This is a genomic window from Synechococcus sp. BIOS-E4-1 (assembly GCF_014279995.1).
Lineage (GTDB): Bacteria > Cyanobacteriota > Cyanobacteriia > PCC-6307 > Cyanobiaceae > Synechococcus_C.
Genome location: NZ_CP047935.1, coordinates 142,909 through 159,457 on the forward strand (window position 1 = coordinate 142,909; position 16,549 = coordinate 159,457).

The window sequence follows — 16,549 nt, forward strand, 5'->3', positions numbered from 1 at the left end:
GTGCCTAAACGCTTGCCAACAACTTCTCCAGAGCGAGCCCGAGAATTCTCTAGGATGGAAGTTCGCGGGGAAATCATTGCTCGCTCTAGAGCAATTCGAAAAAGCACAGCAATGCCTGGTTAAAGCTTATCAACTTGACGGCAGCGATCCAGAAACAGCTAAAGATATTGGTAGCATATTCTTGCGTCTAGGCAATCAGAATACCGCACTTGCATGGTACGAACAAGCGTTAGAAATAGATAATGACTATGCACCCGCACTTAATAATATCGCTAATATAAAGAGAGATTTAGGCAGCAATCATGAGGCAATTGATATGTACAAAAGGGCTATAGAGATTGACCCAAAACTAATACAGGCGTACAAAGGAGCAGCGATAAGCTTTGTTGTACTTGGAGATCTAGATCATGCCGCATCATTCGCAAAACAAGCCTTGGCAATCAATGCAAGTACCCCAGGAATAAACGAAATCCTGGGCATCGTCTTCCAAAATAAAAGTAATCCCGGTCAAGCCTTTGAGTACTATCAGAAAGAATTAGAAATCAATCCCAAAGCTAGTAACTCACTTCTCAATTTAGGAGCTTTATTACTACAAAAAGGTCAGTTTGCAGCAGCGGTGGAATCGCTCTCAAAAGCATCAACCCTTGCGCCAAGTGAGCACTGTTTTCTTCTTTTAGCGCAGGCATATCAAAACCTAGGAAAATTCAAAGAAGCAATTGCAGAATATAAAAAACTAGATATCGGCCGAGCTAAGAACAAGATGATTCCATTCAATCTTGGACTCTGCTTGCTCAAGACTGGCAACAACATTGATGCCATAGAAGTATTCCAAATTGCAGTTCAGCTAGATAAGTCATTTACTCCCGCTTGGGGAAATATAGGGACTGCGCTTATGAATGAAGGGAGGCATCAAGAAGCCCTAACAACAATACAAAAAGTTCTCGATCTAGACCCTGGTGATCCAACGGTCCACATGATTCTGGGCGGGATCTGCAAAGAGCTCGGTCAACTCGATCAAGCGCTTGCAGCAACGCTGAAGTCCCTCGAGCTCAAGCCTGATAACTCCGATGCACTTATGAACCTGGGCGGTATCTACAAAGAGTTCGGTCAACTCGATCAAGCGCTTACAGCAACGCTGAAGTCCCTCGAGCTCCAGGCTGATAACCCCGATGCCCTCATGACCCTGGGTGGGATCTACAAAGAGCTCGGTCAGCTCGATCAAGCGCTTGCAGCAACGCTGAAGTCCCTCGTGCTCAAGCCTGATAACCCCACGGTCTACATGAACCTAGGCGGAATCTATAAAGAGTTCGGCCAGCTCGATCAAGCCCTTGCAGCAACGCTGAAGTCCCTCGAGCTCAAGCCTGATATCCCCGATGCTCTCATGAACTTGGGCGGGATCTATAAAGAACTTGGTAATTTCAAAGAGGCCAATAAAGCAATCGGGCGAAGTTTTGACTCCAAAAAGCTAACATTGTCCCTAGCAATTCAAGGCTTTGAATATTACGACTCAAGCAATCAGACAGAAAAACTTAAGCAAGCGATAGAAAACGCCAACAAATTGTTTGGGAGCCACAACACTGCATCCGCTATTTACAATGCTAGATTATTGTTTCATGATAAAGAGTACAAAGCTAGCCTAGAAGCTCTTGAGGCAATTGACGTGACAAGCCTCGTTAGCGCTTACTCGTCAATTAGATATTATTTTTTTAGAGGCTTGACAGAGGAAAAGCTTGGTTTACATGAACAAGCTTTCAATCATTTTATACTTGCACAAAAAGACGAAAGATACAGAAATATAACTCCTACAAGTTCATGGGACAGCATTAAGTCTTACAAAACCTTGGCAGTAAAAATAAAACCAATCTTGGCAGCCTGCCCTTATCCGATCAACAGTCCAGTCTTTTTAATAGGCTTCCCACGATCAGGAACTACGCTTTTGGATACAGTGCTTAGGAGTCACCCCTCAGTAGAAGTTGTAGAAGAGAAAGACCAGCTTGCTATTGCTGAAAAGATGGCAATAAGAGAGTTCGGGAAGAAAATAGAGGACTTTGCTGATCTAGAGAAAGCACAACTAGAGAGACTTAGGCGCGAATACTTGAAACGGCTGCATTCACAAGTCAAAGATCCAGTAAAAACAATCATTGACAAGCTTCCTCTAAATATCGTGAAGACTCCCCTAGTTAAGATTTTATTTCCAAATGCAAAGATGATTCTTGCAATTAGACATCCTTGCGACTCAGTATTGTCTTGCTTTCAACAAACATTTGAACCTAACCCTTCAATGGCGAATTTCAATTCCTTGGAGGGATCGATTATTTTTTATAGCAAAGTCATGACAGCATGGAACAAATATTGCAATAGTTTTCCCATTGATCACCACATAATAAGGTACGAAGACTTAGTAGAAGATTTCAATGGATCAATGACCAAAGTATTAGATTATTTGGACATTGAATGGAATGATTCAATCAAAGACTATAGAAGAACAGCGTTGAAAAGGGGAAGTTTTAACACGCCGTCAGCCACACAAGTAGCACAGCCACTTTATAGGACTTCAATAGGGAAGTGGAGAAATTATCGAGGACATTTCGAAGAGTATTTTCCATTGCTAAATCCATGGATCAAGCAATGGCGATATACCTAAAGTAGTACATAATTGAAATCGTAAGGCTTGCCTCATTCTGATTTTTCGATTTTCTAGACATAAGTCGCGCCATAACTTTTTAAATAGCCAGAGATCAGTGACTTTTCGATTGATTGTCGCGCGCACTAAAGAAGTCTTGGCAATGGCCTAAAGCGTTTGTCTCGGGGGAACCGGCAAGGTGTTGCTGAAAGGGATTCGGAGCCGCAGAAGAAGGCCATTGCTGAGGAGTAGGTTTTGCGAAGGGGCCTTGAGCCATTGGTTCGTGCAGGCTTAAGTTACGGAGCCATGGTTGATGCGCTTGCAGGTGTTGGCAAGCTGAGCAGTACAGGGCGTCCTATCGCGCCGGCGCAGATGGGTCGGATCCTGCAGCGCTTGGGTTTGTCAGGAAAGTATCTGGGCAGTGACCAGGTTTGGTTTCCTGCCTGATGAGTCAACGAAGCAGCGCAGAGAATCGGGACATCTGCGCGCTAGCGCCTGACCTCAGTCAATCCCTTTTGGCCTGGTGGGAGGTTCATGGCCGCAAGGATCCTGCGTTGAAGCCTTGGATGTTCACCAAGGACGGCAGGTGGCCAGACCCCCATGAACCTCTCAATGTCTTGGAGTGCTGGATCGCCGAGGTGATGCTGCAGCAAACCCAGTTGCAAGTGGTGCTTCCTTACTGGCAGCGTTGGATGCAGGCTTTCCCCAGGCTTGAGCTGCTTGCCGAGGCGTCGGAACAGCAGGTGTTGCTGCTCTGGCAGGGCCTTGGCTATTACTCACGGGCCCGTCGTTTGCACGCTGCTTCTCGGTTGCTGCTCGCTGAACTGCGCCGTCATCCAGGGGATGTGAACGATTCCACGCCGTTCAGCCGTTGGCCTCTCGACCCGGAGACCTGGCTGGCATTGCCCGGCATCGGCCGCAGCACAGCCGCTGGAATCCTGTCCTCGGCTTTCAATAGCCCTATGGCCATCCTTGATGGCAATGTTCGTCGGGTGCTGGCCAGGTTGCATGCCTATTCCGAGCCCCCCCAGCGGTCCCAGGGTCAGTTCTGGGCCTGGAGTGAAGGGTTGATTGATGCCGTTCCAGGCCTGAGCCGCAATCTCAATCAGGCACTGATGGATCTTGGTGCCACGGTCTGTACGCCCCGTCGTCCTGCGTGTGAGCTGTGTCCCTGGGATGCACAGTGTGCTGCTTACGCTTCCGGTTCTTCTCAGCGCTATCCCGTGAAAGAGGCCCCTCGCGATATTCCTTTCCAGGTCATTGGTGTGGGTGTGGTCCTGAATGACCTTGGTGAGGTTCTGATTGACCAGCGCCTGAACGAGGGACTGCTTGGCGGTCTATGGGAATTTCCAGGCGGTAAGCAGGAGCCTGATGAAGCGATAAAAGACACTATTCGCCGCGAGTTGCGCGAAGAGCTGGCCATTGAAGTCAGTGTTGATGACAGGTTGATCACGGTGGATCACGCCTATAGCCATAAAAAGCTGCGCTTTGAAGTTCATCTCTGTCGTTGGCTTTCAGGAGATCCCCAACCCCTGGCTAGTCAACAGGTGCGCTGGGTGAAGCCGTCCGCCCTGGCTGATTACCCCTTCCCGGCTGCCAATGTGCGCATCATCGCTGCACTGCTTGAGCGGCTTGCTGGATCTCTGAAGGGGCCTTGACGCAGAACAGCGATTGCGCTGCCTGACGTTGGTCGAATTTCTGGCCACGCTGCTGGTAGCCGCTGCAGATCTGATGTCTGATTCCGCTCCGCAGGTGCTGTGTCTTGGAGAGGCCCTTGTGGATCGGCTCGGACCACTGGGGTGTGACCCTTCCTTGGCTGCGCCACGGGATTGTGACGACCGTCTTGGTGGCGCTCCTGCCAACGTGGCTTGCGCGTTGGCCCGTCTTGGCACACCGGTCGCCTTCATCGGTCGACTGGGTGCCGATGTCATCGGCAATAACTTTCAGGAGATGTTGGGCAACCGCGGAGTTGATCTGCGCGGTCTTCAGATTGACCCTCAACGGCCCAGTCGGGTGGTGTTGGTGCGCCGTGATTCCACTGGTGAACGGGTCTTTCAGGGATTTGCTGGCGACCGCGGCGAAGGCTTTGCCGATCAGTCCTTGAATCAGAGCAGTCTTGATCCGATCTGGTGTGCTCTGGCAGCGGAAGCTCGCTGGCTTTTGATCGGCACCATTCCTCTGGCCACAGAGGCCTCTGCGGCAACCTTGAGCTCTGCGGTCAGTCAAGCCGAGCGGGATGGTGTGCGGATTGCCCTTGATGTGAACTGGCGCCCAACGTTCTGGGATCCGTCTGCGGACCCGGTTGCAGGTCCTTCCCCGCAGGCGCTGGCTCTGATGCAACCTTTTCTCGAGAAAGCCGGATTGATCAAACTGGCCAGGGAAGAAGCCGAGTGGCTGTTCAGGAGTAGTGACCCAGCAGAGATCAGTGCTTCCTTGTCGCAGCAGCCCGATGTTCTGGTTACCGATGGCGGTCATCCGGTGCGTTGGTGTATGGCCGGCCATCGCGGCTCGATGCCGGTTCTGGCACCGCCTCAGATTGTTGACACCACGGGAGCTGGAGACGCTTTCACGGCAGGACTGCTGCATCAACTGGTGACACTGACCCCTTCAACGGGCCAGCCACTTCGGCTCAGTGCTGCGGTTGTGGAACAGGTTGTGCGCTATGCGGCCGCCTGTGGTGCACTTGTCTGTGCCGGTGCCGGGGCGATTGATCCGCAGCCTCTGCCAAGCATGGTGATGGAGTTTCTCGATCAACTCGACCCCTGATTGTTCAGGGCCCTGATCTGACCCTTCGTTCATCAGGCTGCTCAGACATCAGCTGACGGATCGCATTTGTTCAGAGTTGCCAGCCTGCCTCCCTCACTCCGGTGAGACAGCTTCAGCCGCCAGGCATCCGGAAGGTCCAGGCTGAGTCGTTCCGACCATTCCACAACCAGGATGGCGCCCATCTCCACAGCTTCTTCCTCTTCCTGAAGGAACAGGTCATCGGCTGCTGCTGGCAACTCCAGCCGGTAGAGATCCAGATGAACAAGTGGTGGTTTGCCCTGGGGGTAGTGCTGAGCAAGGGCAAAGGTTGGGCTGGTGATCGGTTCGTCGATGCCCACAGCCGAGGCCATGCCTTGCACCAGTGAGGTTTTGCCCGCACCGAGCGTGCCCTCAAGCAGCAGCAGTGATGGACGTTCAGCTTGTTGCACGAGATACCTACCCAGAGCACGAGTGGCCTCCAGGTCCTTCAGGATCCAGCTCCAATCGGTAGATTGCTTAATCAGCGAGCCCGAAGCCTCGGCGTCTCCGCAGATATTCAACTCCACATTCTTTTAGGGAGCACCCAAACCATGGTGGCAGCGCCCACGTCCGCGGCTGAGCTGAAGCTTGGCGTCGATTGCGTTATTGCCGATATCAACCAGGCTGATTTCGGCCGCAAGGAACTCGATATCGCCGAGACCGAGATGCCTGGCTTGATGGCATTGCGCAAGAAATACGGCAGCGAAAAGCCTTTGAAGGGCGCCCGCATCGCCGGTTCACTGCATATGACCATTCAAACTGCGGTTCTGATTGAAACTCTGGTCGAGCTTGGTGCTGACGTGCGGTGGGCGTCCTGCAATATTTTCTCGACGCAGGACCACGCTGCAGCTGCGATTGCAGCCAAGGGAATCCCAGTGTTCGCGGTGAAGGGCGAAACTCTTGAGGAATACTGGGAATACACCCACCGCATCCTCGAGTGGGGTGATGGTGGTTCACCCAACATGATTCTCGACGACGGTGGCGATGCCACCGGTCTGGTGATGTTGGGAAGCAAGGCTGAGCAGGACATCACCGTTCTCGATAACCCTTCGAATGAGGAAGAGACCTACCTCTTCGCTTCGATCAAAAAGAAGCTTGCACAGGATTCCAGCTTCTACAGCCGCACCAAAGCCCAGATTCAGGGTGTCACTGAGGAGACCACCACTGGTGTGGCTCGTCTTTACAAGATGCAGAAAAGCGGTGAGCTCCCGTTCCCCGCGATCAACGTCAACGACTCGGTCACCAAGAGCAAATTCGACAACCTCTACGGATGTCGTGAATCGCTTGTTGACAGCATCAAGCGCGCCACCGATGTGATGGTGGCAGGCAAGCAGGCGCTTGTGATTGGCTATGGCGACGTGGGAAAGGGTTCGGCCCAGTCCCTGCGTGGACTGGGTGCCACCGTCTGCATCGCGGAGGTGGATCCCATTTGTGCCCTTCAGGCTGCCATGGAGGGATATCGCGTCGTCCGTCTGGAGGATGTCGTCGGAGAGATGGACATCTTCGTGACGGCCACCGGCAATTACCAGGTGATCCGCAATGAGCACCTGGTGAAGATGAAGGATGAGGCGATTGTCTGCAACATCGGTCATTTTGATAATGAAATCGATGTGGCTTCACTCAAAAATTATGAGTGGGAAAACATCAAGCCCCAGGTCGATCACATCACCCTGCCCAGCGGCAACAAGATCATCCTTCTTGCAGAAGGACGTCTGGTGAACCTGGGTTGCGCCACGGGCCACCCCAGCTTCGTGATGAGTAACTCCTTCACCAACCAGGTGCTGGCTCAGATTGAGATCTTCACCAAGGGCAAAGAGTACGGAAAAGAGGTTTACGTTCTTCCGAAACATCTCGACGAGATGGTAGCTCGCCTGCACTTGGGTCGCATCGGTGCCCAGCTCACCGAGCTCAGCAAGGATCAGGCCGACTACATCAATGTGCCGGTTGAAGGTCCTTACAAACCCGATCACTATCGTTACTGATCAGCTGTTGACCAGCACTGCTGTGTCTTTCATTTCAGCCAGGATGCTTGCGCGTCCTGGCTTTTTTCATGTTCATTGTCTGAGCAATGGCACAACAATGATTGTTTGATCATTGGTCTAGACTTCTCCAGGAGCCTGCACTGCAGCGTTAGTGGTCGGCTGCCTTTGTGGTGGGGGCATGATGCTCTTCCCGATGTTGATCAAGGTTTTGGGCTATACATGAGGCAATGGACTTGATTGCTTAGTGATTCCAGTATTTCTTGATCACAGCCTGAATGGTTATTCAGTTGACTCTGCAACGCTGATCCCGCTTTGCTGAGCATAGTGCTTAATTTTCCAATTGAGTCAATTAATTTTGTATTACATCAATTCAACTATAGAAAAGTATTGTTTTCGCATCGAAAAACTGTCTAACAAATTTGTTTTGCTTTAATCTATTAGTTTTGAATTTTAAAGCATATTGGAATCATGCTAAGATGTTTTACTTCTTTAAGCTTTGATTTTGCGTTTATACCAGCGGCATTTCATTGTTTGTTTAAGTCTAGTACTGGTCAGTTTCATCACATTTTTGGCGATCTGTTCAACGTTGCCTTTGCTTACACTTCCTTATGGAGATACCTGGGATACACCAGTTAGGTGGGTTCTTGCCTTTAAAGCCCAGCCAACAGCCAATCCTTTGGGAGAATCGCTATCTCAACAATTTTCTGAATTTGTAGCTACCGTTTTTAGTCAACACAATGAGAGTCGTAAAGTAACTCTTAAGGTGCTTGCATTGTCAGTCGATTCAATAATGCCCGTGTTTGGGCCTGCCTGGCACTTGTTTTCGTTTTTAATACGTGCGTTCACGATACTAATCATGGCTTTTCCACTGTTTGGGACTTTGAGAAAATCCAGCAGTGACTCGGTTTTCAAGAATAAATCCCATTTCTTATTTTACTTGATTGTTGGCTACGGTTTATTTGTTTATGCGTGCGGGCCTGCAAATCTATGGAATGGATTATGGGAGGTTCAGACGAGTTTCTTTTTAGGCATTTTATTTGCCATGCTTGCTATTAGCTTTTTTGCCAGTATGGTTTTTAGGTTTTCTTCTCCTAATGCTATTAATGGACAATCTGATGATGGCTCATTTCAGGGATCAGTCGAATTTTGGTCTAGTAATTATGCACTTTCAATGTATTCCGTAGTATTTTCGTGGCTCTCAATATTCTCTTTTTCTGGAAATATTGCTCTCTCGGTTGTTTGCACTGTTTTGCTATTCTGTGGAATAGTGTTTAATTTTAAGCAGAAAGCAAATATTAGTTTTCTCTTGCGTAGCCCTTCTTTTCTTTGGTCAGTCAGTAGCTTATTTTTAATTTATTTGTCTGTTTTGTTCTTTTTTGTCGGTTGGGTCAGTCCCCCTCATCATGATTCTTTGAGAGGCGGATTGAGTCTCGAGTATGTGGCATTGTTTCTTGGGAATTTTTATCAAACAATAACTAACTCGTCTCTTTTTTCTTATTTTATTGCATTTTCCCCCCCTGTCTTGATTCTGTTGGCAGGCATTTACTTTGTAAAAAGATTTAACTGCTGTCCTAAGGTTTTTCTGATTTACAGTGCTCAACTAATCTTTTTACTGGGCTTGGCATGCGCTAGTTCAATTGGCAGGAGCGGAGCAGGTGTGGACTATGCCTTGGAGACAAGATATAATTCAATGTCGATTTTGTATGGCTGTATCACTCTATTTTTGCTTTTTTATCTTGTATCAGCTCCTGGCTTGTCTAATTCTTTCCGAGTTTTCTTCTCGGCTTTGTCTGCCTTGACTTTAGTTGCTGGAACCGCTGCAAATATTGAATGGTATGACATCATTTATTCCAAAAGAGTGCGCTTGCAGCGTGCAGAAAAATGTTTCAAAGATTCTTATTTGAGTCCATCTATTTTCAAGAATATGCCTGATTCTGAACGACGCTATTTTTGTAGTAGAGGCTTTTATCCTAATTACGAATCGCTTGGTGCATGGATAAAAGTTCATGCGTGTTCAGATGATGTGTTGTCCCAATCCAGAACAGCCGAAAAAATATGTGAACAGCTTAATGAGCTTTGATTGATTCTGTCTCGTGTTGTTTTGTAGTTCATTGATTGTCAATGTGCTGGTTTAAGGTGCTTATAAGCCAGATCAATATCTTTACTGATCTGCTCTTGACCAGCACTGCTGTGTCATTCCTTTCTGCCAGGGTGCTTGCGCGGCAAGCTTTTTTTATGTTCATTGTCTGAGCAATGGCGCAACAAAGATTTTTTGATCATTGGTTTGGACTTCTCCAGGAGCCTGCACTGCAGCGTCAGTGCTCGGCTGCTTTTATGGCGGGATTGATAACGCTATTGCCGTTGATTCTTAGGGTCGATCTTTATTTCGATGACCTCGAGCGGGCCATGGATGGGCGTCTTTCGTGGGTGCATGTAGGCCGCCCTGGCGCTGATATCTTGGTGGAGTGGCTCAATTTCGCTCGTCCTGCCACGGCAGTTTCTCCTCTTTACACACTGCTGACCATCGCTGTGTTGTCCGATGTTGGAGTTGTTTGCGCCGGCGCTTATGGCGTTCGCTCTCCGCTCTGGACGGCTCTTGCCAGCCTGCCGTTGATGGCGCAGCCCTATGCGTTGCAAGCGCTGTCGTATGGCTTCGATTCCTTGTTCATGGCGGTGTCTCTGGCCTGTGCAGTAACAGCTGTATTGCTTGTGAATCTGAACTGCAATTGGCGCGTCGTGGGCGGAGCTTGGATCTTGCAGCTGTAGTCGTTCAATCTTTATCAACCAGGAGCCAATGGATTTCTGGTGATGACCGGTTGTCTCTGTGTTGCTTCTGCGCTGGATACCTTGAATCGGCCACGGCAGGCGCTTTCGCTGCCTCGACGTCTTTGGATGAGTGCACTGGTTGATGCGGTGGATATGGCACTTATCGCTTTCTGATTGCGCTGTTTTTTGAGCACAGGCTCAATGGGTATGCCATCAGTTCGGCTGAATTGAAGCCGTTGGATGCTTCCTTACCGCTGGAAGTATTCAAGTCCGCCATTGAGCCATTGCAGCAGTTGCTGAGAAATTTTGGCCATTGACCCCTCGTGCTGCCTTTTCTGCTGCTTGGCTTTGTCTATGTGGCTTGAGTGATCCAGTGGAGATCTTGGAAGGTGGCTCTCAGCGCTGTGACCGCGTTTTTGGTGGCTCTTGTTGCGCCTGGAGGGATGCTGCTGTTAAGCGAATCGTTTGTGCGACATCCGCGTGTTTTGCTCTATTTCGGTCTGTGCTCAACAGCGTGATTCTCCAGTTGCTGGCGCTGTCGCGACTGGTGCAACGTCCTCTTTGGAGACTTGGAGTAATCCCGATGATCTGGCTGATGGTGGTTGTGTCATATGCCTACGGCCATGCTTTTGCTGCTCAGGGTCGTTTTGAGCAGAGTCGTCTATCGCGGATCGTCGGCGCAGCCTCCGTGCTTCAAGCTCGTGCACCTGAGAAACACCTGCGCGCCGTGGCGGTGGAAGGCACAATGCCCCGCTCCACAGTTTTGCAAAATCCGGCGAAGAAATTCCACCTGATTGATCGATTGATTCCGCCTTTGTTGGATGGCAATACCATATTTTCGATGACTCAGCTGCGGCTACATGGTTTGCAGTTTGAGCAACGCAGGCAAAGTCAATTGAAAACCTCAGGTTCAGATAAATGTGAACTGTCTATTGATGCGATTTGCACAAGTGAATTTTCGCTGCAACGCATTGGAGATCGCGATTTGCTGCTGCAGCTCAACCCGAAACTCGCTTCGAAACGCCCTCGCACTTGACCAGGCACTGATTGGTTTCATGAGATCAGGATTATCCCGATGACTTCATAAATAATGAATTTCCCAAATTTTTCTAACTTCTGAGAGCCTTTTCAGTGTACAAAGTATCTCCATCGACTTTGCTCAGTTGCTGTTGCTGGCTTGATCGCTTTAAGTAATGAAGCTTTTGTTTGTCCAGTTTGCTGAAGCAGAGCTTTTATTTCGGCTTTTGGTCGAACGCAGTGTCAGCTCTTTCGTGTGAATCGCGCCAGCGTGCTCATGACAGCGATTGCCAATTAAAAATTCACGACGTCAAAAATCATCTGTCAAGCATTCTCGGTGAACTTGTTTCTTTTGCTGCCTGAGTTTTGAGCCGACAGTTGGCGACAAAAGCCGCTTTGCTCGTTGACGAGCAGTGTTTCTGTGCTCAAACGACGTCGGATGCACCACTTCATGGAAGACTTGCCTCGACTTCAGCGCGGTCCATGGGGCTCACCGAATTTGTTTCACAGCTGCCTGAGTGGATTGGCCAGGCAGTGGAGTCCAATCCCTGGGCGGGATACGCCGCAATCTTTGCGGCCATGTTTCTGGAGAACCTGTTCCCTCCGATTCCCTCAGAGCTGATCATGCCTCTGGGAGGTTTTTATGTTCAGCAAGGCCAGCTGCAGTTGCTCCCTGTTGTGATCGCGGGTTTGCTGGGCACCGTCCTGGGCGCTCTGCCCTGGTATGGCATTGGCCGTCTGATCAATGAAGAACGCATCGAGCAGTGGCTCAGTCGCCATGGTCGCTGGATCGGGATCAGTCCTGAGGAGTTGTCTCGCAGTCGCCGTTGGTTCAGCCGTTATGGAACGGCTCTGGTGTTCTGGGGGCGCCTCGTGCCAGGCATTCGCACTCTGATCTCGGTGCCTGCTGGTATTGAGTTGATGCCGATCACTCCGTTCCTGATCTGGACGACTGCCGGCAGTCTGATCTGGACCTTGTTGCTGACTGTTGCCGGCATGGTGCTTGGTGAGGGCTACAGCAATGTGGAGGCCTGGATTGATCCGGTCAGCAAGGTGATCAAGGTGCTGCTGGTGGTCGCTGTGCTGGCAGGGGCTATCTGGGTGGGACTGCGAATTTGGAGGCGTCGTCAGTCCGCCGATTGACGGCGGACTGACCTGATCAGACCAACATCAGAAGGGCACTTCCTCTTCGCTGGGGCTGCCGCCTCCAAAACTGCCGCCAGCTTCCTGGTTGTCTCGCTTCGAGCCCAGAAGTTCAAGCCGATCAACCCGAACCACGGGTTTGCTGCGCTCTTCTCCACTGTTGCGGTCGTTCCAGCGATCCAGTTTGAAGCTGCCGATGATGCCGAGCAGGGATCCCTTTTTCACATAGTCCGCTGCCACCTGAGCCTGTTTTCCCCAGATTTCGAGATTGAACCAGTCCGGCTCGTCATCGCGACTGCGGCGGTTCACGGCGATGGTGAGATTGGCCACCATGCTTCCCGATTCGAAATACCTGACTTCTGGATCTCGGCCGGCACGGCCAACCAAAGTCACGGAGTTGACACCCATTGAATCTCTCCTGTTTGTGGGTCAATGATGCGCCACGGCTGTCAAAACTGACGGTTGTCGTGGCTGCCTTCTAGAAGTTCCACCGTCAAACGAATCTGTAACAGATGGGGCCTGAGACTGCCCCTATGATTCGCCGAAATGTGTTCTCGCCAGTGCTGTTCCGCCGTTTCCAGCTGTCCCGCGATATCGGCATCGACCTGGGTACTGCCAACACCCTGATTTACGTCTCGGGCAAGGGGATCGTTCTGCAGGAACCCTCCGTTGTGGCGCTTGATCTCGAACGCGGCGTGACCATGGCCGTTGGCGACGAAGCCAAGCTGATGCTGGGCCGCACCCCTGGAAATATCCGTGCTGTTCGCCCCCTCCGCGATGGTGTGATCGCCGATTTCGATGCGGCTGAGCAGATGCTCAAAACCTTCATCCAGAAAGGCAATGAAGGCCGCGGGATTGTGGCTCCTCGCCTTGTTGTTGGGATTCCCAGTGGGGTCACCGGTGTGGAGCGCCGTGCCGTGCGTGAGGCCGGTCTTGCTGGAGCACGTGAAGTTCACCTGATTGATGAGCCTGTCGCTGCTGCGATCGGTGCCGGTCTGCCGGTCACGGAGCCTGTCGGCACGATGATTGTGGATATCGGCGGCGGCACCACCGAGGTGGCGGTGCTCAGTCTCGGTGGAACAGTACTCAGTGAATCTGTGCGGGTTGCTGGAGATGAAATCAGCGACTCCATCGGCGTTTACCTCAAGAAAGTGCACAACCTCGTGGTTGGCGAGCGCACCGCTGAGGAGATCAAAATCCGTATCGGTTCGGCGTTCCCCGACGATGAGTTCGATCAGTCGGTGATGGATGTGCGTGGCCTTCACCTGCTCTCTGGGCTGCCGCGCACCATTCAGTTGCAGGCAGGGGATTTGCGTGAGGCCATCGCTGAGCCTCTGAACGTGATTGTGGAGGCTGTGAAGCGCACCCTCGAGCGCACTCCGCCAGAACTGGCCGCCGATATCGTTGACCGAGGAATCATGCTGGCCGGTGGTGGAGCATTGGTCCGTGGCATCAGTGATCTGATCAGCCATGAGACAGGGATCTTCACCCATATCGCCGAAGAGCCACTCCTTTGTGTAGTCAAGGGTTGTGGTCAGGTGCTTGAGGATTACAAGCGCTTGCAGAGGGTGCTCGACACTCCTGAGTTTGTTCGATCCGCTGCTGCTCTCTGATCGCCATGGGCTCCTCCCAGAGGCCCCAGGGCGCAAGGCTGCGTTCCATCCAGCAGCTGTGGCCGTGGTTGCTGTTGTTGCTGGCTCTTGGCTTGGTGCGACTGAGTAAAGGGGCTGGATTTGCTGATGCCTTCGCCTTGTTGAGCAGGCCTTTCTGGCCAGGCTCTGCTCAGAGCGAATGGATTGAGACTGCCAAACAGCAGGAGCAGCTCTCCCGTCTGGAGCTTTTGAAGCAGGACAATGCACGCCTGAGAGGGCTTCTGGCGCTGGATCAACAGTCATCCGGTGACTGGCTTCAGGCTGCCGTGATCTCACGCACAGCATCGGGCTGGTGGCAGCAGTTGCTGCTGGGCAAAGGCTCCGTTGAAGGTGTGGCGAAGGATGATGCTGTGATCGGTCCCGGAGGGTTGGTCGGCAGGGTCCAGAGCGTGACACCCACCACCAGCAACGTCCGACTGCTCACGGCTCCTGGCAGTCGTATCGGCGTCTGGCTGCCGCGCACCCAGCAGCATGGGCTGCTGGTGGGCCTTGGAACAGCCCGGCCACAGTTGCAGTTTCTCGACAAGGACATCCAGGTCCGTCCAGGTGATCTGGTCAGTACTTCTCCGGCCAGCACTTTGTTGCCCCCCAATCTGCCCGTGGCAGTGGTGCAGTCGCTCAATTCCAGATCAGTCCCCGCGCCAACCGCTGTTGTGCAGCTGATCGCCCCGCCGGATGCCATCGATTGGGTCCAGGTGAAGGTGCGCTGACGGATGATGCGCCTGCACCGACAACCAATCTGTGTGGCATCCGCCCTTCTGGTGCCGATGTTGCAGATGGCAGCACCCTCCTGGATCAATCTGGATGGGGTTCCGCCCAGCTGGGCGATTCTCTGGTTGCTTCCCTGGTCCCTGGTGGATGGTCCGCTTGCCGGTGCGGTTGCAGGAGCTGCGCTTGGGCTTGTTCTAGATGGTCTTAGCCTTGGGGATGTCAGTCAGGTCCCGGCTCTGGTCTTGATGGGTTGGTGGTGGGGGCGTATGGGACGCCGCGGTCCGCCGATCCAGCGCAGCCTCAATCTGGGACTGCTTGCCTGGATCGGCTCGCTTGTACTGGGTCTGTCTTTGTGGCTCCAGTGGCTGGTGCTGGGACCATCCGCTGGACTGATCCAGTCATGGGCGCTGCACACCACCCTCGCCCAGGCTTTGATCACTGGACTGCTGGCACCGTTGGTCGGATCCTGGCAGTTGCTTTTGTGGCGTCGTCGAGCACCAGCATGATTGTTTCTTTGCGTCGGCGCCGGTTTCTTGCCGGCCTGGCTCTCTCCGGACTGTCGGTGTTCATCTGGGGCTGTCGACCCAGTTCGGCTCCCGAGGGGACTCTCCAGCTCTGGACGTTGCAGCTTGCTCCAAAGTTCAATCCGTACATGGACGACGTGCTCGGGGCCTGGGACACCCTCCATCCAGAGGCGCCGGTGCGATGGACAGACCTTCCCTGGGGATCGGTGGAGCGCAAGCTGCTGGCGGCAGTGTTTGCACGCACCGCTCCTGATGTGGTGAACCTCAATCCCCCTTTTGCGGCCAATCTGGCCAGCAAGGGAGGCCTGACCGATCTCACACCCCTACTGCCGCCTGATGCACAGCAGAGCTATTTGCCATCGGTCTGGGAGGCAGCCAGGGATTCTGAGGCGGGTCAGATCGCCATCCCCTGGTATCTGACCGTCCGTTTAAGCCTGGTCAACAATGACCTGCTGCGTCAGGCCGGCATCGCCAGGGCTCCGCGTCGATGGGAGGAGGTGCCTGACTATGCCCGCAGTATTCGAGAGCGCACCGGTCGTTACGGTCTCTTTGTCACCGTTGTTCCCGACGATTCCGCAGAGCTTCTGGAGTCGTTCGTGCAGATGGGTGTGAGCCTTCTTGACGCCCGTCAGAGAGCCGCGTTCAACACGCCGGTCGGTCGCAAGGCCTTTGCTTTCTGGACGGATCTGTATCGCGACGGCTTGTTGCCTCGGGAAGTGGTGAGTCAGGGCCAACGGCGCGCCGTCGAGCTGTACCAGAGCGGTGAACTTGCATTGCTCGCCAGTGGTGCGGAGTTTCTGCGCAGCATTCAGACCAATGCCCCTGGTGTGGCAGCTGTGACCTCGCCTCAGCCCCCTCTGACCGGCTCGGACGGTACGGCCAATGTGGCCTTGATGACCCTGGCCGTGCCTCGTCAGAGTCAGCATGCCGATGCTGCTGTTGAACTGGCCCTGTTTCTGACCAACGGAACCAATCAGGCTCGTTTCGCCCGCGAGGCAAGAGTGCTGCCGTCTTCTCTGGAGGCATTGGCGGTTGTTCGTGCGGAGCTTGAGGCGGAGCAGCCATCCGATGCGGCCGAAGCGCAAATCCGTGATGCGCGTTTGTTGTCGGCTGAGACCTTGAACAGTGCCCGGGTGCTTGTGCCTGCGACCCCTGGGGTGAAGCGTCTGCAGAGCATCATCTACACCCAGTTGCAGCGGGCCATGTTGGGCCAGATCAGCAGTGATCAGGCCGTGCTTGAAGCTGAGCAGCAATGGAACCGTTACGCCAGTGCCCGTTGGCCCTGAAATCAAGGGTTGGCCACTGCTTCAATTCTTAAAAGAAGCGAAAACCTCTTCCCGGTTTGGA

The 16,549-nt window shown here is 52.5% G+C and carries 14 protein-coding genes; 12 read left to right on the forward strand and 2 right to left on the reverse strand.

Annotation, left to right across the window (positions count from 1 at the left end):
* Nucleotides 1-76 precede the first annotated feature (76 nt).
* From SynBIOSE41_RS00635 to SynBIOSE41_RS00645, 3 genes are all read left to right on the forward strand, one after another.
* On the forward strand, nt 77-2,644 hold the full coding sequence (locus SynBIOSE41_RS00635; RefSeq protein ID WP_186539243.1) for a tetratricopeptide repeat-containing sulfotransferase family protein: 2,568 nt from the start codon (nt 77-79) through the stop codon (nt 2,642-2,644).
* Between the two features lie 425 nt (nt 2,645-3,069).
* Entirely contained in the window at nt 3,070-4,281 is a 1,212-nt protein-coding gene (mutT, locus tag SynBIOSE41_RS00640) for an 8-oxo-dGTP diphosphatase MutT (RefSeq protein ID WP_186539244.1), read from the forward strand.
* A gap of 73 nt (nt 4,282-4,354) precedes the next feature.
* Nucleotides 4,355-5,389 (forward strand): carbohydrate kinase, encoded by a 1,035-nt coding sequence (locus SynBIOSE41_RS00645; RefSeq protein ID WP_186540629.1) that lies wholly within the window; start codon nt 4,355-4,357, stop codon nt 5,387-5,389.
* A 41-nt stretch (nt 5,390-5,430) separates the two neighbouring features.
* Here SynBIOSE41_RS00645 and tsaE read toward each other — a convergent pair whose 3' ends face one another.
* A complete protein-coding gene (gene tsaE / locus SynBIOSE41_RS00650; RefSeq protein WP_255475884.1) occupies nt 5,431-5,934 on the reverse strand; it encodes a tRNA (adenosine(37)-N6)-threonylcarbamoyltransferase complex ATPase subunit type 1 TsaE in 504 nt (167 codons plus the stop codon).
* Between the two features lie 24 nt (nt 5,935-5,958).
* Between tsaE and ahcY the strand changes: the two genes are divergently transcribed.
* The 5 genes from ahcY (at nt 5,959) to SynBIOSE41_RS00670 (ending at nt 12,315) form a co-directional block, all read left to right on the forward strand.
* On the forward strand, nt 5,959-7,389 hold the full coding sequence (gene ahcY / locus SynBIOSE41_RS00655; RefSeq protein WP_186539245.1) for an adenosylhomocysteinase: 1,431 nt from the start codon (nt 5,959-5,961) through the stop codon (nt 7,387-7,389).
* A 586-nt stretch (nt 7,390-7,975) separates the two neighbouring features.
* Nucleotides 7,976-9,469, forward strand: a complete 1,494-nt coding sequence (locus SynBIOSE41_RS00660) for a hypothetical protein (protein ID WP_186539246.1) — start codon at nt 7,976-7,978, stop codon at nt 9,467-9,469.
* A gap of 254 nt (nt 9,470-9,723) precedes the next feature.
* On the forward strand, nt 9,724-10,155 hold the full coding sequence (locus SynBIOSE41_RS17895; protein WP_255475885.1) for a glucosyltransferase domain-containing protein: 432 nt from the start codon (nt 9,724-9,726) through the stop codon (nt 10,153-10,155).
* A gap of 583 nt (nt 10,156-10,738) precedes the next feature.
* Nucleotides 10,739-11,191, forward strand: coding sequence for a hypothetical protein (locus tag SynBIOSE41_RS17900; RefSeq protein ID WP_255475886.1), 453 nt, complete (start codon nt 10,739-10,741; stop codon nt 11,189-11,191).
* Nucleotides 11,192-11,655: 464 nt separating this feature from the next.
* Nucleotides 11,656-12,315 (forward strand): DedA family protein, encoded by a 660-nt coding sequence (locus SynBIOSE41_RS00670; RefSeq protein WP_066910234.1) that lies wholly within the window; start codon nt 11,656-11,658, stop codon nt 12,313-12,315.
* Nucleotides 12,316-12,342: 27 nt separating this feature from the next.
* On the opposite strand, the gene SynBIOSE41_RS00675 is transcribed toward SynBIOSE41_RS00670, so the two are convergent.
* Nucleotides 12,343-12,723 (reverse strand): single-stranded DNA-binding protein, encoded by a 381-nt coding sequence (locus SynBIOSE41_RS00675; protein WP_066910231.1) that lies wholly within the window; start codon nt 12,721-12,723, stop codon nt 12,343-12,345.
* A 152-nt stretch (nt 12,724-12,875) separates the two neighbouring features.
* Here SynBIOSE41_RS00675 and SynBIOSE41_RS00680 point away from each other — a divergent pair, with 152 nt between their 5' ends.
* The 4 genes from SynBIOSE41_RS00680 to SynBIOSE41_RS00695 are packed head-to-tail and all read left to right on the forward strand — an operon-like array spanning nt 12,876 to nt 16,488.
* A complete protein-coding gene (locus SynBIOSE41_RS00680) occupies nt 12,876-13,928 on the forward strand; it encodes a rod shape-determining protein (protein WP_066910291.1) in 1,053 nt (350 codons plus the stop codon).
* A gap of 5 nt (nt 13,929-13,933) precedes the next feature.
* A complete protein-coding gene (gene mreC, locus SynBIOSE41_RS00685; protein ID WP_186539248.1) occupies nt 13,934-14,677 on the forward strand; it encodes a rod shape-determining protein MreC in 744 nt (247 codons plus the stop codon).
* A 3-nt stretch (nt 14,678-14,680) separates the two neighbouring features.
* Nucleotides 14,681-15,184 carry a rod shape-determining protein MreD gene (locus SynBIOSE41_RS00690; protein WP_186539249.1) on the forward strand — a complete coding sequence of 168 codons (504 nt, stop codon included), beginning with the start codon at nt 14,681-14,683 and terminating at the stop codon, nt 15,182-15,184.
* Nucleotides 15,181-16,488 (forward strand): sugar ABC transporter substrate-binding protein, encoded by a 1,308-nt coding sequence (locus SynBIOSE41_RS00695; RefSeq protein ID WP_186540639.1) that lies wholly within the window; start codon nt 15,181-15,183, stop codon nt 16,486-16,488. Before SynBIOSE41_RS00690 ends, SynBIOSE41_RS00695 begins: the two co-directional genes overlap by 4 nt.
* Nucleotides 16,489-16,549 lie beyond the last annotated feature (61 nt).